Genomic DNA, 18,101 nt, shown 5'->3' on the forward strand with positions numbered 1-18,101 from the left:
TCCCGGTCCGTGGTCACAACGATTCGGGTGCGTCCCGATAAGCCGCGACAACCTCGTGGGTGAGAGCCGTTGCTCGACGAGCCCACTCGGGCGTGCTTCCGGCCAAGCCGCAGGACGGCGTCACCGACACCTGCGAAGCGAGTATCGAACGATCGAAGCCGAGGCTGTCGACCAACTTCACACCGGGCTCGGCGCACTCGCGCCACAAGTGTGGTCGGTCCGGGGTTGCCGACGGCACCGATCCCAGTACGAGGGTCTTGCCGGCCTGTAGCAGCTCTCCCAGCGCATCGAGGTCGGTTCGGCGCAGCTCGTGTGCATCCACGGCCACCGCGACGGCTCGGGTTCGGCGCAGCAGATCGACGGGAGCTCCCCCGTCACAGCAGTGCACAGCGACCGGTAACGCGATGGTGTCGATCAGTGAGTCGAGCAGGTCCAGAACCTCCGGTTCCGGGATCGCGCGCACCGAGTCGATACCGGTGATCCCGGTCAGACTGCCCGCGAGAACGGCGGCGAGACTGGGTTCGTCGAGTTGGACCACCACGTTCGCCGAGAGTCTGCGTGCCACTTCTGCGCAGTGCAGGCGCAGCCCTTCGCCGAGGGATTCCGCGAAGTGCCGTAGAGCGCCGCGGTCGGTCAGCGCGCGGTGTCCGTGCCGCAATTCGACCTGCGCGGCCATGGTGAACGGTCCTGCAGCCTGCACCTTGATGGTCCGGCCGGCACCGCGTAGTCCCGCGACCTCCCACAGTTCCTCGAGCACGTCCAGATCCTCGGTGAGAAAGTCGGTCGCACGGCGACCGGCCAGCATCGGACGCGGTACGACGCGGTAGCCCGACGTCCGGACGTCGAGTTCGACGTCGACCATGATGGCTCCGGTGCGGCCGATCATGTCGGCACCGAGCCCGCGCCCTGGCAGTTCGACCACGTGTGGCAGTTCACCCAGCTCGCCGAGGACGATGGCGACGGCCTCACGAACGTCGGTGCCGGGCCACGAACCTATGCCGGTCGCCAGCCCTCCGAACGTGCTCGGGGTCACTCGCGCTCGGATCGGGTGCCCGAGATGGTCGAGCTGCCGATCACGATGTCACCGTGAATGTCCTTGCGGTACAACACCGCTGCCTGCCCTTTGGCGACACCGGTCAAGGGTGCCCGGAGCTGGATCTCCATCCCGTCGCCGACGGCCTCGGCAACCGCGTCGGTCAGCCCGCCGTGCGCCCGAACCTGTACGACGCATTCGATGGGCCCGGTGGGCGCGGTGCCCTCGGTCCACACTGCGCGGTCTCCGGTGATGGACCAGACGTCCAGCTTCTGCGCCGAACCGACCATGACGGTGCCGGTGTCCGGTTCGATCGAGGTGACGTAGCGCGGACGGCCGTCCACGGCCGGTCCTTCCACCCCGAGACCCTTACGCTGGCCGATGGTGAAGCCGTGCACACCGTCGTGGTCCGCCAACTCGGCTCCGGTCTCGGAGTCGACGACCTTGCCGGGACGAACGCCGATGTGTGCGCCGAGGAAGGCCCGGGTGTCGCCCGAGGGAATGAAGCAGATGTCGTGACTGTCCGGCTTGTCGGCGACGGCGAGACCCCGCTCGGCTGCTTCCTCGCGGATCTCGGACTTGGGGGTGTCGCCGATGGGGAACATCGCACGCGAGAGCTGCCCGCGGTTCAGGACGGCCAGCACGTAGGACTGATCCTTGTCGGCGTCCACCGCACGCCGCAGAACTCCGTCGTGCAGTTGCGCGTAGTGCCCGGTCGCGACGGCGTCGAAGCCCAGTGCCAACGCGCGGTCCGCGAGCGCGGAGAACTTGATCTTCTCGTTGCACCGCAGGCACGGGTTGGGAGTCTCCCCCGCGGCGTACGAGGCGACGAAGTCGTCGATGACGTCTTCTTTGAACCGATCCGCGAAGTCCCAGACGTAGAACGGTATTCCGAGGACGTCGGCAGCTCGGCGTGCATCCCCGGCGTCTTCTTTCGAGCAGCACCCGCGAGAGCCGGTCCGCAGCGCCCCGGGAGCGGTGGACAGCGCCAGATGAACGCCCACAACGTCGTGCCCCTCGTCGACGGCTCGAGCCGCGGCGACTGCGGAGTCGACTCCCCCGCTCATGGCAGCAAGAACACGCATCAGCGATTTCCTCCTCGAGCTCCGACGCCGGCGAGTCCGGCGGCACGAGCACGTTCGACGACCTGCGGCAGGGCCGCAAGCACAGTGGTGATGTCCGAATCGGACGAGCCGGTTCCCAAAGAGAACCGAAGGGATCCGCGGGCCACGCCCGGATCGCACCCGAGCGCGATCAGAACATGGCTCGCGCTCGCCACACCCGCCGTGCAGGCGGATCCCGTCGAGCATTCTATGCCCGCGGCGTCGAGAAGCATCAACAGCGAATCCCCCTCGCACCCGGGGAAGGTGAAGTGCACGTTTCCGGCGAGCCGCCCGTCGCCCTCCGGGCCGTTGAGGATGGCGTCGGGCACCACCTCGCGAACCCCGGTGATGAGTCGATCACGCAACGCGCGAGTTCGTTCCCCGTGCAGCGACAGATTCTGCACCGTCGAGCGCAGTGCGGCCGCCATCGCGACGACGCCGGCCGTGTCGGGCGTGCCGGACCGGACGTCACGTTCGTGACCACCACCGTGGAACAGCGGCACGCACGGGACCTGACGGCCCAGCAACAGGGCTCCGACGCCCTGCGGGCCCCCGAACTTGTGCGCGGCGATACTCAGGGCGGACAGACCGCTGTCGGCGAATCCCACTGGTAGGTGCGGTACGGCCTGCACGGCGTCGCTGTGCATCGGAACGCCGTACTCCGCGGCCACCGCTGCGAGTTCGACGATCGGCATGACGGTGCCGATCTCGTTGTTGGCCCACATGACCGTCACCAGCGCGGTCTCGTCTGCGTGCAGAGCCAGCTCGGCGCGCAGCACATCGGGGGTGACCCGGCCCTCGTCGTCGACCGGGAGCCAGGTGACAGTCGCCCCTTCGTGCGCGACGAGCCACTCCACCGCGTCGAGCACGGCGTGATGCTCCACCGAGCTGGCGATGATCCTGGTCAGTGCGGCGTTCGAGTCTCGACGGGCCGAGAAGATGCCCTTGACGGCGAGATTGTCGCTTTCGGTACCACCGGAGGTGAAGATCACCTCGGACGGGCGCGCACCGAGGTCCGCGGCGATCGACTCGCGAGATTCTTCGACTCGGCGACGGGCGGACCGGCCCGAGGTGTGCAGCGACGACGCGTTCCCGACGGTGCCGAACACCGAGTTCATCGCCTCGATCGCACACGGCAACATGGGAGTGGTCGCGGCGTGATCGAGGTACACCGATGGCTGCGGCGGGGCGGGGGCAGGCGTACTGCGCACAGAAGGCATAACGCGCTCGACGATACCCGGTCGAGCGACCGCAGACCTACCTGCGCGAGGTGGGTCCACGGTCGCCCGGTTCAGCTGTGGATCAGGCGGCTGCAACCGTCGGCGCGCTGGGGCTTCGCTCGGCTTCGGCCATCACCTCGTGCACCGTCGGGTCGTAGACGTCCTTCCGGGGTCGTTCCGCAGGCTCTACTCCGTCGTCGCGTCGAATCGCCACCTCGCAGCGCCGCGCGAGGTCGTGTCGATTGCCGCCGGGCGCTTCCGGGGCGGTGAACTCGACCTCGGCGCGCAGTCCGGCGAGCCGGAAGATGCGGCCGATCGACGCTCCGATCGTCTCGTCTCCGACGAAGCACGTCGCGGTGGTCGGTTCGCCGTGTCGATCGAGATAGCGCAGCCGGATGGGCTGCACCCACGTCTCGGAATCGATGGCAGCCTGCAACAGGGCCGGGCGAAGCGATCCGTAGGCCAACCCACACCAGGTGGTGGCCTCGGGGAACACGACGACCGAAGCGCCCGCGCGGATTCGGTCGGCAACCTGGTCGACAACGGCCGGGAGCTCACGCAGTCGTGCGCGATCGATGGGAAGCACCTTCATGGCCCGGGCCAGTCGCCCGAGTAGCGGCCAGTCCACCAGATCGGCTCGCGCAACGAACGTCGACGGGCGCACTGCCGTGAGGACGACGACGTCGGTCCACGAAATGTGTCCGGAGACGTGCAGGGCACCACCTGCCGTACGCGACCGCTCTCGCTCCGAGCGTGTATCGAGCACGGTGAGATCGATGCCGATGGCCGATAGCAGCATCCGAGCGCCCAGCCGCGTCAATGCATGCCGAACCCGGGGAAAGGGCACCCCCAGGACGACCAACAGCGGCAACAGCGCGAAGGCCGCGATTGCCGCAACGATGCGCAGAACGAGGACGATTCGACGCACCGTGGGCGGATTCTTCGGCAGACACCCGTCACTGCACGGCGAGGACGGCATCCAGGCGTGTGCGCGAACCAGGGGTTGCGTCATCGGGCACCCGACTCGAATGTCGTTGCTGCAGAACGAAGACGGTCCAGATACCTGGTGTTGGCCTCGTGCAGGCCGAGGAGCGCGACGAAATCCGCCACTCCGAATTCCGGGTCGTGGGCGGGCTCACCGCAGATGGAGGCACCGAGCCGGAGGTACCCGTTCATCAACGGCGGCATGGACGTTCGCTTGACCGCCGGAATGTCGAGGAGATCGACGCCGTCGACGACCACGGGGTTGTAGGGCACGACCCGCTTGTCGACCGCTGTCGCGTGTCGATCCAACAGCCGGTCGCGAACACCACGCACGTTGGCCCCGACCGCTTCCCCGGGAGCCGATTGCATCGGAACCGACACGCAACCCATCACCCACTCGTATCCCGTCACGTCGAGGTAGTGCAGGATTCCCGCCCACATCAGGCCGAGGACCGACCCCGAACGGTGGTCGGGATGCACAGCAGCCCTTCCCATTTCGACGATGTTCATCCCGACGGGATCGAGCGCGGAGATGTCGAATTCGGTTGCGGTGTAATAGCCGCCTGCCGACACCGCGGCCTGCGGCGGCAACATGCGATAGCAACCGACGAACGTGTCGGTCCACTGGTCGCGAACGAGAAGGTGGTCGCAGAAATCGTCGAACCGGTCGGCGTCCAGACCGTCCGTGTCGGTGGGTATGGCAAAGCCGGGCTCGGAGGCGAACACGTCGTAGCGCAGGCGCTGCGCCGCGAGTCGGTGTTCGGGGTCGGTGGACAACACGAGCGAATAGCGGTCGGTGGCCGGGACGATCGATGCAGTCGAGCTCATGACGGAAGTGGTCATGAGGTGTGTCTAACGAGCGGGGAAGACTACCGGGCATCGCCGAGGAGAAGTGTCGGAAGAGTTTGCATGAACACGATTGCGCCCGTCGAAACGCGACGGGCCCCCACCGCAATCGCGATGAGGGCCCGTCGAGCAGAGATTTTCGCCGAGAGGCTATCCCTTGTGCTTCTTGACGGCCTCGGTCAGCTGAGGCGCGACGTTGAACAGGTCACCGACGATGCCGTAGTCGGCGATCTCGAAGATGGGTGCTTCCTCATCCTTGTTCACCGCGACGATGGTCTTCGAGGTCTGCATGCCGGCACGGTGCTGGATGGCTCCGGAAATGCCGAGTGCAACGTACAGCTGCGGGGAGACGGTCTTGCCCGTCTGGCCCACCTGGAACTGGCCCGGGTAGTAACCGGAGTCCACGGCGGCACGCGAGGCACCCACTGCGGCACCCAGCGAATCTGCCAGATCCTCGACGACGGTGAACTTGTCGGCGCTGCCGACGCCACGTCCACCGGAGACGACGACCGTTGCTTCGGTCAGTTCCGGACGGTCGCCGCCGACGATCGGGTCACGCGAGGTGACCTTGACGGTGCCCTCTTCCTGCGCCGGGACCTCGACGGTCTCGCGGGTTCCCGCTCCGGCCTTCGGCTCTGCCTCGACTGCGCCGGGGCGCAGCGAGAGGACGGGGACGTCGCCGTTGGCCTTGGCCTCGACGGTGAACGCACCACCGAAGATGGAGTAGACGGCACTGCCGTCGCCGTTGATCGCGACGACGTCGTTGTGGTAGCCCGAGCCCAGACGGGCGGCGAGGCGGCCGGCAACTTCCTTGCCCTCGATCGTCGCTGCGGTGATGATCGCCGCAGGCGAGACCGACTCGGCGAGGGACGACAGGACGTCGACCTTCGGCGTGACGAGAAAACCGTCGACGTCGTCGGACTCGGCGACGTAGATCTTCTCGGCACCGGCCTCGGTCAACGCGTCGGCGACCTTGTCGGCGGTACCGACCGGGCCGGTGACGACCGCGGACGGCTCACCCAGTGCGCGGGCCGCGGTGATCAGCTCGGAGCTGACCTTCTTCAGTGTTCCTTCGACGTGCTCCACGAGCACGAGTACTTCTGCCATGACTTTGCTCCTCGTTGGTCTTCGATTGCTCGGTGGGGCGGGATCAGATGATCTTCTGGCCTACGAGGTAGGTGGCGATCTTGTCGCCGCCGTCGCCCTCGTCGGTGAGCCGCTCGCCGGCAGTCTTGGGAGGCTTGGGGGTGGACGAGGTGACCGTCGTTCCGGCGTTGTCGACGCCGACGATGCCGTCCTCGACACCGATGTCGGCCAGCGTGATGGTCTGCACCGTCTTCTTCTTGGCGGCCATGATTCCCTTGAACGACGGGAACCGCGGCTCGTTGATCTTCTCGGTGACGCTCACGATGGCGGGCAGCGTGGCTTCGAGTCCGAAGATGCCCTCGTCGGTCTCGCGCTCGCCGGTGACCTTGCCGTCTGCGACGGACAGCTTGCGCAGCTGCGTCAGGGCCGGGATCTGCAGGTATTCGGCGATGATCGCCGGAACTGCGCCGGTGCGGCCGTCGGTGGCCTCGTTACCCGCGATGATGAGATCGGCAGGCTCGTCGTTCTCGAACGCGACGTTGCCCAGTGCCGCAGCCAGGGCGTACCCGGTCTGGATGGCGTCGGAGCCGTGCAGGCTCGGGTCGTTGAGGTGTACCGCGCTGTCCGCGCCCATCGACAGAGCCTTGCGGATCGCGTCGGTGGCGCGATCGGGGCCTGCGGACAGAACCTTGACCTCACCGCCCTGAGCTTCCTTGATGAGCAGGGCTTCTTCGACGGCCCGCTCGTTGATCTCGTCGAGAACGGCGTCTGCAGCCTCGCGATCGAGGGTGTAGTCACCGTCGCTGAGCTTGCGCTCGGACCATGTGTCTGGAACCTGCTTGATCAAAACAACGATGTTCGTCATGGGTCTGCGTCGACCTCCTGGTCATGTTCTGCTGATCGTGAGTGTTCTAACGGTTGCTGCAAGTCGAACGGTTGGTGCAGTTCTACGTTCCGCTACGAGGTTACCCCACCGTAGTTACTGGTGGGTAACTTACCTCCCTGCCCGATCGACCATACATCCGCACCCCGACTGTTATGGAGACCACGTTGGCTTACCTCATCGCCGGAGGCACTAACCTTCCGTCGGTGAACGATTCATCGGCTCGGACACCGGCACCGGAACCACTCCCCCTCACCGGCGAGCGAACTGTGCCCGGCATCGCCGAGGAGAACTACTGGTTCCGCCGTCACGAGGTGGTCTACCGCGCCCTCGCAGAGCGGTGCCGCGACCGCACGGTGCTCGAAGCCGGATCGGGAGAAGGCTACGGAGCCAACATGATTGCCGAGGTTGCGGCCTGCGTCGTCGGCCTCGACTACGACGTCTCGGCCGCGACGCACGTCCACGCGCGCTACCCCGCGGTGACGATGGTGCGCGGCAATCTCGACCGCCTTCCGTTCGCGGATTCCTCGGTCGGTGTCGTCGTCAACTTCCAGGTCATCGAACACCTCTGGGATCAAGGAGCGTTCCTGGCCGAAGTGCACCGCGTCCTCGAGCCCGGCGGCACGCTGCTGATCAGCACACCGAACCGCATCACCTTCTCGCCCGGACGCGACACTCCCCTCAACCCCTTCCACACCCGCGAACTCGACGCGGCAGAACTGACCGAGTTGCTCGTCGCCGCCCGCCTCGAGGTCACCGAGCTCACCGGAGTCCGGCACGGCAGCACGCTGGCCGCCCTCGACGCCAAACACGGCGGATCCTTCATCGACGCGCAGATCGAACGAGCACTCGCCGGTGAACCCTGGCCTGCCGAACTCGCCGAGGACGTCGCCGCGATCACCATCGCCGACTTCGACATCGCGGCCGATCGAATCGACGACAGCCTCGACCTGGTCGCCGTCGCCCGAAAGAGCTCGGCTGCGGTGATCGGGTGACATCCGGTGCCACCGTGCCGGGCATGTTCTCCCTCGTCCTGCACTCCCACCTGCCCTGGTTGGCCAATCACGGCAGGTGGCCCGTCGGCGAGGAATGGCTGTACCAGTCCTGGGCCGACTGCTACCTCCCGCTGACCGCGGCACTGGAACGGCTGGCCGACGACGGTTACACCGACGTCCTCTCGCTCGGCGTCACCCCGGTACTCGCGGCCCAGCTCGACGATCCGCATTGCCTGGCCGGCATGCACCATTGGCTCGGAAACTGGCAGCTACGCGCGCACGAGGCAACCGACCCCGCGCTCTCGATACGTGAACACCGGGCATCCGCCGCGGCTCTGGACCGCTTCGAGACGCGATGGCGACACGGCGGCTCGGCAGTACTTCGTCCGCTGATCGACACGGGCATCGTCGAACTGCTGGGTGGGCCGCTCGCGCACCCGTTCCAACCGTTGCTCGACGAAAGACTGCGGCGGTTCTCCCTGAGCGAGGGCCTACGCGACGCCGCCGCCCGATGGGGCACCACGCCCCGCGGTATCTGGGCACCGGAATGCGGATTCACCCCCGGCATGGAAACCGAATACGCGGCCGCAGGTGTCTCGCACTTCATGGTCGACGGCCCCGCCATGCGGGGCGACACCTCCCTCGGCCGGCCCGTGTGGGATTCGGACGTCGTCGCGTTCGGGCGCGATCTCCCGGTCAGCTACCGCGTCTGGTCACCGAAGTCCGGCTACCCAGGCCACGGTGCCTACCGGGATTTCCACACCTACGACCACGCGACCGGACTCAAACCGGCCCGGGTCACCGGCCGCACCGTCGACTCGAACGACAAGGCTCCCTACGAACCCGAGCGTGCCGCGGCAGCAGTGGACCGTCACGTCGCCGACTTCGTCGACGTGGTGCGTCGGCGCTTGATCTCCGAATCCGAGCGGATCGGCCGCGATGCCGTGGTGGTGGCCGCGTTCGACACCGAACTGTTCGGACACTGGTGGCACGAGGGGCCACAGTGGCTCGAGAAGTTGATGCGCGCACTGCCCGCCGCGGGAGTCACCGTCGGAACGCTGAACGATGCCCGGGAACGGGGATACGTCGGAGCCCCACTCGAACTGCAGGATTCTTCCTGGGGATCGGGCAAGGACTGGCGCGTGTGGGCGGGCGACGACGTCGCCGACCTGGTGAAGCTCAACGCCGAGGTGTCCCGGACCGCGCTCGATGCCGTCGACGCCTCCAGTGCCGTCCGAAGCCGGGCGGGTGGCCCCGAACTGCGCAATCGAGTCGACGATCAGATTCTGCGTGAGACACTCATGGCCGTGGCCAGCGACTGGGCGTTCATGGTCAGCAAGGACTCCGCGGCCGGATACGCCCGAGAGCGAGCTCACGTCCACGCACATGCGCTACGTGAAATCGCTGCCGCGCAGCAGCACCCGGCCCGAGCCGAAGAATTGGCACGGCAATGGAATCACGCAGACGGACTGTTCGCGGCGCTGGACGCACGCAGACTGCCCGGTGCACGCCGAGAAGGCCCAGGGGGGCGTAGATGAGAGTTCTGATGGTGTCGTGGGAGTACCCACCCGTCGTGGTCGGCGGGCTGGGTCGCCACGTTCATCACCTGGCGACCGAGCTGGTGCGCTGCGGGCACGAGGTCGTCGTTCTCTCTCGCCGACCCACCGGCACCGACGCGTCCACCCATCCCACCTCCCACCACATCGAGGACGGCGTACTGGTGGTCGCCGTCGCCGAGGATCCGGCGCACTTCGTGTTCGGAGAGGACATGCTCGCGTGGACTCTGGCGATGGGGCACGCCATGGTGCGGGCAGGGGTCGCCCTCGGTAAACCCGGCCTCGGCGACGGCTGGCAGCCCGATGTCGTCCACGCCCACGACTGGCTGGTCGCGCACCCGGCCATCGCTCTGGCGGAGTTCTACGACGTGCCGCTGGTCTCGACCATCCATGCCACCGAGGCCGGACGCCACAGCGGCTGGATCTCGGGCACCGTCAACCGCCAGGTCCATTCGATCGAATGGTGGCTCGCGAACGATTCCGACGCGATCATCGCGTGCTCGGCGTCGATGAAGGACGAGGTCACAGCCCTGTTCGACGTCGCCGAGTCGACGGTCTCGGTCATTCACAACGGCATCGACGGATCCGCGTGGAGTTTCCGACGCCGACAGCCCCGCTCCGAGCCCGCGAAATTGCTGTTCGTCGGTCGTCTGGAATACGAGAAGGGCATCCAGGACGCCATAGCCGCTCTGCCACGCGTCAGACGAAGTCACCCCGGCACCACGCTGCACATCGCCGGCGAAGGCACTCAGTTCGGGTGGCTGGCAGGTCTGGCACGCACCCACCGCGTCGCCAGGTCGGTGTCGTTCCTCGGCAACCTGAACCACTCCGATCTGCTCGGATGGCTGCACGGCGCCGACGCCATCGTCCTTCCCAGCCGGTACGAACCCTTCGGCATCATCGCCCTCGAGGCCGCGGCAGCAGGGATTCCGTTGGTGGCATCGACGGCCGGCGGACTCGGTGAGGCGATCGTCGACGGCGTCACCGGGCTGTCCTTTCCGCCGGGTGATGTGGCCGCGCTGACGGCGGCGGTGCGGCGGGTGTTGGACAACGCCGATGCGGCGCAGGAAAGAGCCGTCGCCGCTCGGGAACGTCTCACCGTCGACTTCGACTGGAAGCACGTCGCGGAGTCGACGGCTCGGGTGTACCTCGAAGCCAAGCGCAAGGTTCGCCATCCGCTGGGTCGCCCGCACATCGTCGAACGCGCCCTGCCCGATCGCAGCTGACCCCATGTGAGTGGAACCTCGTAGTCCACTACGAGGTTCCACTCACATGGGTCTCAGCTCTCCCGCGCCGCCTCGGCCTGACCGAGAGCTTTCTTGCGCGCGATGTCTTCGAGTGCCGCGATGTACTTAGCTCGCTCGGCTGCGCCGGCTTCCCAGGCCGTCTTGCGATTGCGGACGACTTTGGCCGGGGCACCGACGGCGATGCTGTAGTCCGGAATCTCACCCTTGACGACGGCATGGGCACCAAGGACGCAGCCTCGCCCGATTCTGGTCTCCCGCAGGATCGTCACCTTGGCGGCGATCCAGGTGTCGGGTCCGATTCGTACCGGGCCCTTGACGATTCCCTGGTCCTTGATGGGCATGTTCACGTCGTCCATCCGGTGGTCGAAATCGCAGATGTAGCACCAGTCGGCGACGAGCGTCGACGCGCCGATCTCGATGTCGAGGTAGGTGTTGACGACGTTGTCCTTGCCGAATACCACTTTGTCTCCGATGCGGAGCGAACCCTCGTGGCACCGGATGGCATTACCGTCGCCGATGTGGACCCACCGACCGATCTCGAGGCGAGACAGTTCAGGGGTGGAGTGAATCTCGACGTTCTTGCCGAGGAAGACCATGCCCCGCAGGATCACGTGCGGGTTCGCGAGCTTGAACTTGGCCAGACGGTAGTACCGAACCAGGTACCAGGGCGTGTAGGCCTTGTTGGCGAGCACCCAGTCGAGGGACGCCCGCGTGAGAAACCGCGCCTGCTCGCTGTCGCGTCGTCTCGACCCGCGCCAGCGTGTTCGCAGCGGCGCGTTCCACATACTCGTCATGGACGTTCACCCTAGTTTCTCGCTCGCCCGCTCTCTGCCGGCACCCGTCAGCGGGCTAGTGTTGTCTCTCGACCGATGCCCGGGCATCGGCGCAGCAGGCCGAGCGACCGCCGATCGAAAGGGCACAACGGACATCATGGGGAGTGCTCGAATGCGTGTCGGGTTCGGTGCAGGTTCGACGTCCGGAGCAGGCAAGGGTCTGACTGCAGTGGCTGCGACGGTCCTGTTGACCCTTGCCGGGTGCAGCACGGAACCTGCTGCCATCGCACCGCTCTCGCCCGACTCCTGGCCCGCGGCGCACGCGAACCTCCGCAACAGTGGCTCGACGGACGTATCGGTCGGTGCTCCACTGACGCTGGACTGGACTCGCCCCACCGGCGGCACCGTGACGTCACCGGTATCGATCGGCTCGAACGGTCAGATGTTCGTCACTGCCGCAACCGAATCGGGTTGCAATCTGTTCTCGTTCGAGATCGAGTCCGCCCGCAAACGCTGGTGCAACCGGATCGGCCCTTCCGTGGTGACCGCCACCCCCACCGTCGATTCTGCGATCAACGTCTACATCGGCGACGAAGGCGGGCTGAACTCGTACAACGATCACGGGCAATTACGTTGGCGTACACCGGTATACGGTGTTCCGAAATCCGCCCAGTTCTTGGGCGACGGCAGCGTGCTGTCGATCACCCAGATGGGTCAGGTCAGTGTCCTCGATTCCCAGAACGGCCAACTGCGAGTACCCATTCTCGATCTCGTTCCGGCCCCGGACTTCTTGACCGACCCCGATGCGGACTTCGAGCCGATGGACACCGGACTCGCCCAGTGCAGTTCGGGTGAATCCGAATGCGCTGTGCCTGCCGCGCCCGCGGTGGACCGCGACAGCGACGCCATCTACCTGACCCTGTGGCGACCGGGTTCGATTGCGCCGCAACTGGTCTCACTGCAGTACTCCCGCGACGGCGCACCTGGACTCGTCGAACGGTGGTCCTCGGGCCTCCTCCCTGCCGGCGTCGCATCGAGCCCGGTGCTCTCCGAGGACGGATCGACGGTCTACATCGCCGACGTCGACGGGCGACTGACCGCATTCGACACCTCGGACGGGAAACAGAAGTGGACCGAGGGCACGGGACTCGGAATCGGAGGCAGTCCATCGATCGCCTCGGACGGCACCATCGTCCCGGCCGGCGGCGACGGCACCCTGATGGGACTTCGAGACAACGGCGACTCGGCCGAGCGCGTGTGGGTTCGCGACGACGTCGAACAGGCCGGGGCAGCAGCACAATCCGCGGACGGGCGCGGCCACACCGTCGTTCGCGACGGCGACGGACTGGCTCTGCTCACGTTCGACGCGGCGACGGGCGACAGCATCGATTCGCAGCCCCTACCCGATGTCGTCGGCACCACCGTGGGCACGTCCGTCGGTCCCGACGGGCAGGTCGTCACGGCGAGCTACCTGGGCGAGATCTTCACCTACACCGGCTGACGGACCGCGCCCGGCTCGCAGACGAACGCCACGGCCGAGCGCTCGATGCGAGTGATGACGACCGACAGCGAGACCCGGCCCCGCAGCTTGAGTTTGGGCCTGAGCAACGCGGGATCCACGTCGACTCCGCGCACCAGGATCTCCACCGCGCCACACCCCAGTCGATTCAGTTGCTGCCGAAGCACTTTCTCCGAGAACTTCGACTGCTCGAGGATTCTGAAACCACGCACGCCGACCGGTACGGCGTCGCCCGTCAGGTACGCGATCCTCGGATCCAATTGCCAGAGGCCGAATTTGGCACCGTAGTGCCGCACCAGTCCGGCCCGCACGACCGCACCGTCCGGATCCACGATGTATTCACCGGGCGGCCGAACGGGAATCTCGTCCGACTCGGCGTCGGTGATCTCGAGCGCACTTCCGTTGGATCGCAGGACCGCGGCACGACGCCGAATTCCGCTGTCGCCGAGACCTTCCGACCACAGGCACGCCTCGCGTACTCCCCCGTCGAGGGAGACCACCTCGATCTCACCGGGCCAATCGATTGCATCGAAATCCAGCCCGGGAGCGCATTTGACGACCAGATCTCGCCCCCGATACGCGTCGAGGAGATCCGGCAACGGAGGCTCGAGCGCCGCGGGATCGTGCCGTCGACGACCACCGACGCGTCGTCCGGGATCGGCCACGATCACGGTGCCCCGTGTCGTCGGGGTCAGTGCGTCGGCGCGCAGCACCGTCGCGGAGGGCACGTTGTGGGCAGCCATGCGCACCCGAATCGGGTCCAGGTCACTTCCCACCGCAAGTTCGGTCGTGTCGACCAACGCCGCCAGCTCGCTGCCGATGGAACAGGTGACATCGTGCACCCGCCGTCCGGCCAGGCGGTCCGCGCGCCTGCGAGCGACGGTCGTCGGCGTCGCCTGCTGCACCGCGTCGTCGGTGACGAGCCAGCCGTCGGACCCCAGCAGCTTCGCCCGTGCTTTCCGCCGCACCGTCACCGTCTCGACGAGGGCCGCAACGTGCTCGGGGTAGCGGGCGCGTACCGAGGCGATATCGCGCAGAGAAGTTCGCGCGTCGAGCTCGAGTCGGTCGACTGCACCGAGTGCCTCGGCACCGGCCTCGCTTCGCAGGAAGTCGAGGTCGGTGCCGGTGAAGTCATAGCCCACGGTTGGGACCGATCGATGCAGCGTCGGCCGTACGGCCGACGGTGGTGGAACGAATCAAGCGCGGGGCGCGGGCTTGGTTCCGGTGATCATCACGTTGTAGAACATGCCTCGCGGTACCACGTGCTGCAAGACCTTCTCGTCGACCCAGCTCAGTGTCTTCCACCCGTTGAACGCGAACTTGGCCCAGTTCCAGCCGAGCTTGCCTGCCGGAACGGCAGCCTCGAACGTGCGCACCGGCCACCCGAGCAGAGCGGCAGCGAATTCTTCGGTGTTCGCCTGAACGGCCTCGGCACCTGCCGACAACGCGATGTTCTCGAGGTCGGTCGGATCGAACGTGTGCAGGTCCACGACGGCCTCGAGTGCTGCAGCTCGCGAGGACTCGTCGAGTTCTTCCTGTGGTTTGCGCCAGTCCGCCAGGAACGGCAGCTTGGTGGCACGAGTGGTCGCTTCCCAGGTGATACGGCCCAGCCAGCGAGCGTAGAAGTTGCCCACCGTGGTCGGCTCGCCTGCGAAGACGAAGCGTCCACCCGGCTTGAGAACGCGCAGAACTTCTCGAAGAGACTGCTCGACGTCCGGGATGTGGTGAAGCACGGCGTGACCGACCACCAGATCGAAGGTGTCGTCGTCGTACGGAATCGTTTCTGCGTCGGCCACCCGGCCGTCCACATCGAGTCCGAGGTGCTCGGCGTTGCGCAGCGCGACCTTGACCATTCCGGGTGAGAGGTCGGTGACCGAGCCCTTGTCGGCAATCCCGGCCTGCATCAGGTTGAGCAAGAAGAAACCTGTGCCACAACCCAATTCGAGCGCACGACCGTACGGCAGAGCCGCTCGGGCCGATGCGTCACCGGACACCGCCTGATCGAACCTGCCTCGGGCGTAATCGATGCAGCGCTCGTCGTAGGAGATCGACCACTTGTCGTCGTAGGTCTCGGCTTCCCAGTCGTGGTAGAGCACCTGCGCCAGTTTGGTGTCCGACCGCGCTGCCTCGACCTGCTCGGCCGTGGCGTGCGGATTCGGTGCCGGATCGACCTCGCGGTCTCGCGCCTCGGCCGAGACGAGAGGCGTCACAGAAGCAGTCGGTCGATTCGCACCGTCGTGGGGGCTTGCAGTCATGAGGCGAGCCTACTATCCGGTAGCCATGGAACAAGTTCGTCCACCGACCTCGATGCTCAACGCCCGGTGAAAGCGGCCTTACCCGGTCCGTTCGCGATGAAGGATTCCATCCCGACGGTGCGGTCCTCGGTGGCGAACAGGGCCGCGAACTGCTGTGCCTCGACGCGCAGTCCGTTGGTCAGGTCGACGTCCAACCCCTGATCTATGGACGCCTTGGCCGCAGCCAGAGCGCGTGACGCTCCGGTCGTGAACTGCCCCGCCCATGCGCGTGCCGCGTTGTACACCTCGTCCGGCGCAACCACCTCGTCCACCAAACCGATGCGCAGGGCCTCCTCGGCTCCGACGAAACGGCCGGTGAAGACCATGTCCTTGGCGCGACTGGGCCCGATCAGACGGGCCAGGCGCTGCGTGCCGCCGCCCCCGGGAATGACTCCGAGCAGCACCTCGGGAACGCCGAGCTTGGCATTGTCTCCGGCGATGCGTCGGTCTGCGCCGAGCGCGACCTCGAGTCCACCGCCCAGTGCGTATCCGGTCACTGCGGCCACGACCGGTTTGGGAATCGTGCTGAGCGAGCCGAGGGCGGACTGCAGTTCCGCCGCGATATCGGTCATCTCGACGACGGACATTGCCGCCATTTCCTTGATGTCGGCACCGGCCGCGAACACCTTTTCGCCGCCGTAGACGATGACCGCTCTGACGTCGGAGTTCACGGTGGCTTCGCGTGCCGCAGCCCGGATCTCCTCCTGCACCTGACGATTGAGCGCGTTCATCGGTGGGCGATCCAAGCGAATGGTGCCGATACCGTCGGATACTTCGAGAGTCACGAACTCAGCCATGGCCGAAGGCTACCGCGCCCGAGTTCAGCGATCCGACCAGGGATGGACCGTGCCCGCGTAGTACGCGTCCTCGCCGTCGAACTCCACTCGGACGGTGCCGTTCTCCCGGGTCAGGACGGGCAGGACCGTCGCGATCGTCTGCTCGTGATCGAGAACGTCGGCCACCGTGTCGAATCGGCCGAGCGCATCGAGCTGGCTCCACGTCGGTGGCAGCAGGACGGTGGTCCCCGAACGCCAGTCCGTCAACGCGTCCTCGGCCGAACGCCAGCTCACCGACGCCGCCTCGCTGGTCTCCCCGTCGGCATTCTGCCCCTCGGGGAGCACGGCAACGAAGAACCTCGTGTCGTACCGTCGGGCTTCACCGATCGGGGTGATCCAGTGCGACCACGGCCGCAGCAGATCTGCTCGCAGAACCAGATCGTGGTCGGCGAGAAACTGGGCGAACGACAGCTCCCGGCGTTCCAGTCGACCGCGTTCCGCAGAGAACGGGGCGGTGTCGGCGACCACCGAATCCGCCGTCGGACCGGCCAACAACACGCCACACTCCTCGAACGTCTCGCGTGCCGCTGCGCACACCAGCGCCTGCGCCTTCCCCTCGTCGGTACCGAACCGGTCGGCCCACCACGACGGCGGCGGACCTGCCCACTCGATGTCCGCGGCCGCATCCGACGGATCCACACCGCCACCGGGAAATACCGTCATGCCGCCCGCGAACGCCATCCCGCCGACGCGTTCGAGAAGGAACACCTCGATGCCGGGTTGTGATCGGCCGTCACGGATCAGGATGACGGTCGACGCATCACGTGCTGGAACGGGATCGGCGGCGGTGCTCGAGCTCATCTCCGCAACGTACCGCTGAGCCGGTGCGCCCGAGCACGGGGTCCGCTCTAGCGGCGGTGCGCCCCGGCAGCGCGCGTGCGCCGCGCGAAGTAGCGACCGTCGACGCGATCGAGGGTGATCGACTGGCTGAATGCCTCGGTCAGGTTCTCCGCCGTGATGACGTCGTCGACCAGGCCTTGCGCAACCACACCGCCCTCCTTGAGGAGTAGTGCGTGGCTGAAGCCGGGCGGGATTTCTTCCACGTGGTGGGTGATCAGCACGGTCGCGGGAGCGTCGGGGTCGGCGGCCAGATCGGCCAACCGGGCTACCAGTTCCTCGCGGCCGCCGAGATCGAGGCCGGCAGCGGGCTCGTCCAGCAACAGCAGTTCGGGGTCGGTCATCAGGGCACGGGCGATCAGTACACGCTTGCGCTCACCCTCCGACAGGGTGCCGTAGGTCCGGGTCGCCAGATGTTCGGCCCCGAGGCTCTCGAGCATCTCGACGGCCCGTTCGGTGTCGATCGCGTCGTACTTCTCCCGCCAGCGCCCCAGCACGGAATATCCGGCGGATACGACCAGATCGGAGACGAGTTCGTCGGCAGGGATTCGGTGCGCCAACGAGGACGACGACAAGCCGATTCGAGGACGCAGTTCCGAGACATCGGTTCTGCCCATCACCTCACCGAGGACGTGAGCGACACCGGACGTGGGATGGATCTCGGCGGCAGCGATACGGAGCAGCGACGTCTTACCTGCACCGTTGGGCCCGAGTACGACCCACCGTTCGTCCAGTTCCACCTTCCAGGTGACGGGACCCACCAACGTCACGCCACCTCGGCGAACTACGACATCGGTGAAATCTACGAGCAGGTCGGGATCCGGTTCAGACACGGCTCCTATCCTCCCGCACACTCCCCGCGCAGACACGGCAGGATGTGCACGCGTGT

Annotated in this window: 17 protein-coding genes; 4 read left to right on the plus strand and 13 right to left on the minus strand. The window is 66.7% G+C overall.

Going from position 1 to position 18,101, the window contains the following annotated elements:
* Positions 1–13: 13 nt before the first annotated feature.
* The 7 genes from RFA01S_RS14545 to RFA01S_RS14575 all read right to left on the minus strand — a co-directional run bounded on the left by RFA01S_RS14545 (position 14) and on the right by RFA01S_RS14575 (position 7,137).
* The gene (locus RFA01S_RS14545) at positions 14–1,033 is read right to left on the minus strand and encodes a methionine synthase (RefSeq protein WP_032407036.1); all 1,020 of its coding nucleotides are present in this window, start codon (positions 1,031–1,033) and stop codon (positions 14–16) included.
* A complete protein-coding gene (gene mnmA, locus RFA01S_RS14550; protein ID WP_027496628.1) occupies positions 1,030–2,118 on the minus strand; it encodes a tRNA 2-thiouridine(34) synthase MnmA in 1,089 nt (362 codons plus the stop codon). Before mnmA ends, RFA01S_RS14545 begins: the two co-directional genes overlap by 4 nt.
* Positions 2,118–3,356 (minus strand): cysteine desulfurase family protein, encoded by a 1,239-nt coding sequence (locus RFA01S_RS14555; protein ID WP_072692098.1) that lies wholly within the window; start codon positions 3,354–3,356, stop codon positions 2,118–2,120. Before RFA01S_RS14555 ends, mnmA begins: the two co-directional genes overlap by 1 nt.
* A gap of 82 nt (positions 3,357–3,438) precedes the next feature.
* On the minus strand, positions 3,439–4,368 hold the full coding sequence (locus RFA01S_RS14560) for a lysophospholipid acyltransferase family protein (RefSeq protein WP_081371338.1): 930 nt from the start codon (positions 4,366–4,368) through the stop codon (positions 3,439–3,441).
* Complete coding sequence (locus RFA01S_RS14565; RefSeq protein WP_032407035.1) at positions 4,365–5,183, minus strand: GNAT family N-acetyltransferase; 819 nt, start codon at positions 5,181–5,183, stop codon at positions 4,365–4,367. The genes RFA01S_RS14560 and RFA01S_RS14565 overlap by 4 nt, the downstream gene beginning before the upstream one ends.
* A gap of 153 nt (positions 5,184–5,336) precedes the next feature.
* Positions 5,337–6,293, minus strand: a complete 957-nt coding sequence (locus RFA01S_RS14570) for an electron transfer flavoprotein subunit alpha/FixB family protein (RefSeq protein ID WP_027496625.1) — start codon at positions 6,291–6,293, stop codon at positions 5,337–5,339.
* 43 nt (positions 6,294–6,336) lie between these two features.
* On the minus strand, positions 6,337–7,137 hold the full coding sequence (locus RFA01S_RS14575) for an electron transfer flavoprotein subunit beta/FixA family protein (RefSeq protein ID WP_027496624.1): 801 nt from the start codon (positions 7,135–7,137) through the stop codon (positions 6,337–6,339).
* 173 nt (positions 7,138–7,310) lie between these two features.
* Here RFA01S_RS14575 and RFA01S_RS14580 point away from each other — a divergent pair, with 173 nt between their 5' ends.
* From RFA01S_RS14580 to RFA01S_RS14590, 3 genes are read left to right on the plus strand one after another with little or no spacing between them, the layout of a single operon-like run.
* Positions 7,311–8,150, plus strand: a complete 840-nt coding sequence (locus tag RFA01S_RS14580; RefSeq protein ID WP_032366359.1) for a class I SAM-dependent methyltransferase — start codon at positions 7,311–7,313, stop codon at positions 8,148–8,150.
* A 23-nt stretch (positions 8,151–8,173) separates the two neighbouring features.
* Positions 8,174–9,688, plus strand: coding sequence for a 1,4-alpha-glucan branching protein domain-containing protein (locus RFA01S_RS14585; protein WP_052060655.1), 1,515 nt, complete (start codon positions 8,174–8,176; stop codon positions 9,686–9,688).
* Positions 9,685–10,932 carry a glycosyltransferase family 4 protein gene (locus tag RFA01S_RS14590; protein ID WP_032372654.1) on the plus strand — a complete coding sequence of 416 codons (1,248 nt, stop codon included), beginning with the start codon at positions 9,685–9,687 and terminating at the stop codon, positions 10,930–10,932. The genes RFA01S_RS14585 and RFA01S_RS14590 overlap by 4 nt, the downstream gene beginning before the upstream one ends.
* 53 nt (positions 10,933–10,985) lie before the next feature.
* Here the strand turns inward: RFA01S_RS14590 and RFA01S_RS14595 are convergent, their stop codons facing one another.
* Entirely contained in the window at positions 10,986–11,747 is a 762-nt protein-coding gene (locus RFA01S_RS14595; protein ID WP_027496620.1) for an acyltransferase, read from the minus strand.
* Here RFA01S_RS14595 and RFA01S_RS14600 point away from each other — a divergent pair.
* Positions 11,746–13,227, plus strand: coding sequence for an outer membrane protein assembly factor BamB family protein (locus RFA01S_RS14600; protein WP_255283975.1), 1,482 nt, complete (start codon positions 11,746–11,748; stop codon positions 13,225–13,227). The genes RFA01S_RS14595 and RFA01S_RS14600 overlap by 2 nt on opposite strands.
* Here the strand turns inward: RFA01S_RS14600 and RFA01S_RS14605 are convergent.
* The 5 genes from RFA01S_RS14605 to RFA01S_RS14625 are packed head-to-tail and all read right to left on the minus strand — an operon-like array spanning position 13,215 to position 18,045.
* Positions 13,215–14,387 carry a THUMP-like domain-containing protein gene (locus RFA01S_RS14605; protein ID WP_032407033.1) on the minus strand — a complete coding sequence of 391 codons (1,173 nt, stop codon included), beginning with the start codon at positions 14,385–14,387 and terminating at the stop codon, positions 13,215–13,217. The two genes, RFA01S_RS14600 and RFA01S_RS14605, sit on opposite strands and share 13 nt — an antisense overlap.
* A gap of 54 nt (positions 14,388–14,441) precedes the next feature.
* Positions 14,442–15,500, minus strand: coding sequence for a class I SAM-dependent methyltransferase (locus RFA01S_RS14610; protein WP_032370757.1), 1,059 nt, complete (start codon positions 15,498–15,500; stop codon positions 14,442–14,444).
* Positions 15,501–15,556: 56 nt separating this feature from the next.
* Positions 15,557–16,336, minus strand: a complete 780-nt coding sequence (locus RFA01S_RS14615; RefSeq protein WP_032366354.1) for an enoyl-CoA hydratase/isomerase family protein — start codon at positions 16,334–16,336, stop codon at positions 15,557–15,559.
* A gap of 24 nt (positions 16,337–16,360) precedes the next feature.
* Positions 16,361–17,176, minus strand: a complete 816-nt coding sequence (locus RFA01S_RS14620) for an NUDIX hydrolase (RefSeq protein WP_032390078.1) — start codon at positions 17,174–17,176, stop codon at positions 16,361–16,363.
* 47 nt (positions 17,177–17,223) lie between these two features.
* Positions 17,224–18,045 carry an ABC transporter ATP-binding protein gene (locus RFA01S_RS14625; RefSeq protein WP_027496614.1) on the minus strand — a complete coding sequence of 274 codons (822 nt, stop codon included), beginning with the start codon at positions 18,043–18,045 and terminating at the stop codon, positions 17,224–17,226.
* Positions 18,046–18,101 lie beyond the last annotated feature (56 nt).

The organism is Rhodococcoides fascians NBRC 12155 = LMG 3623, from assembly GCF_001894785.1.
GTDB classification, from domain to species: domain Bacteria; phylum Actinomycetota; class Actinomycetes; order Mycobacteriales; family Mycobacteriaceae; genus Rhodococcoides; species Rhodococcoides fascians.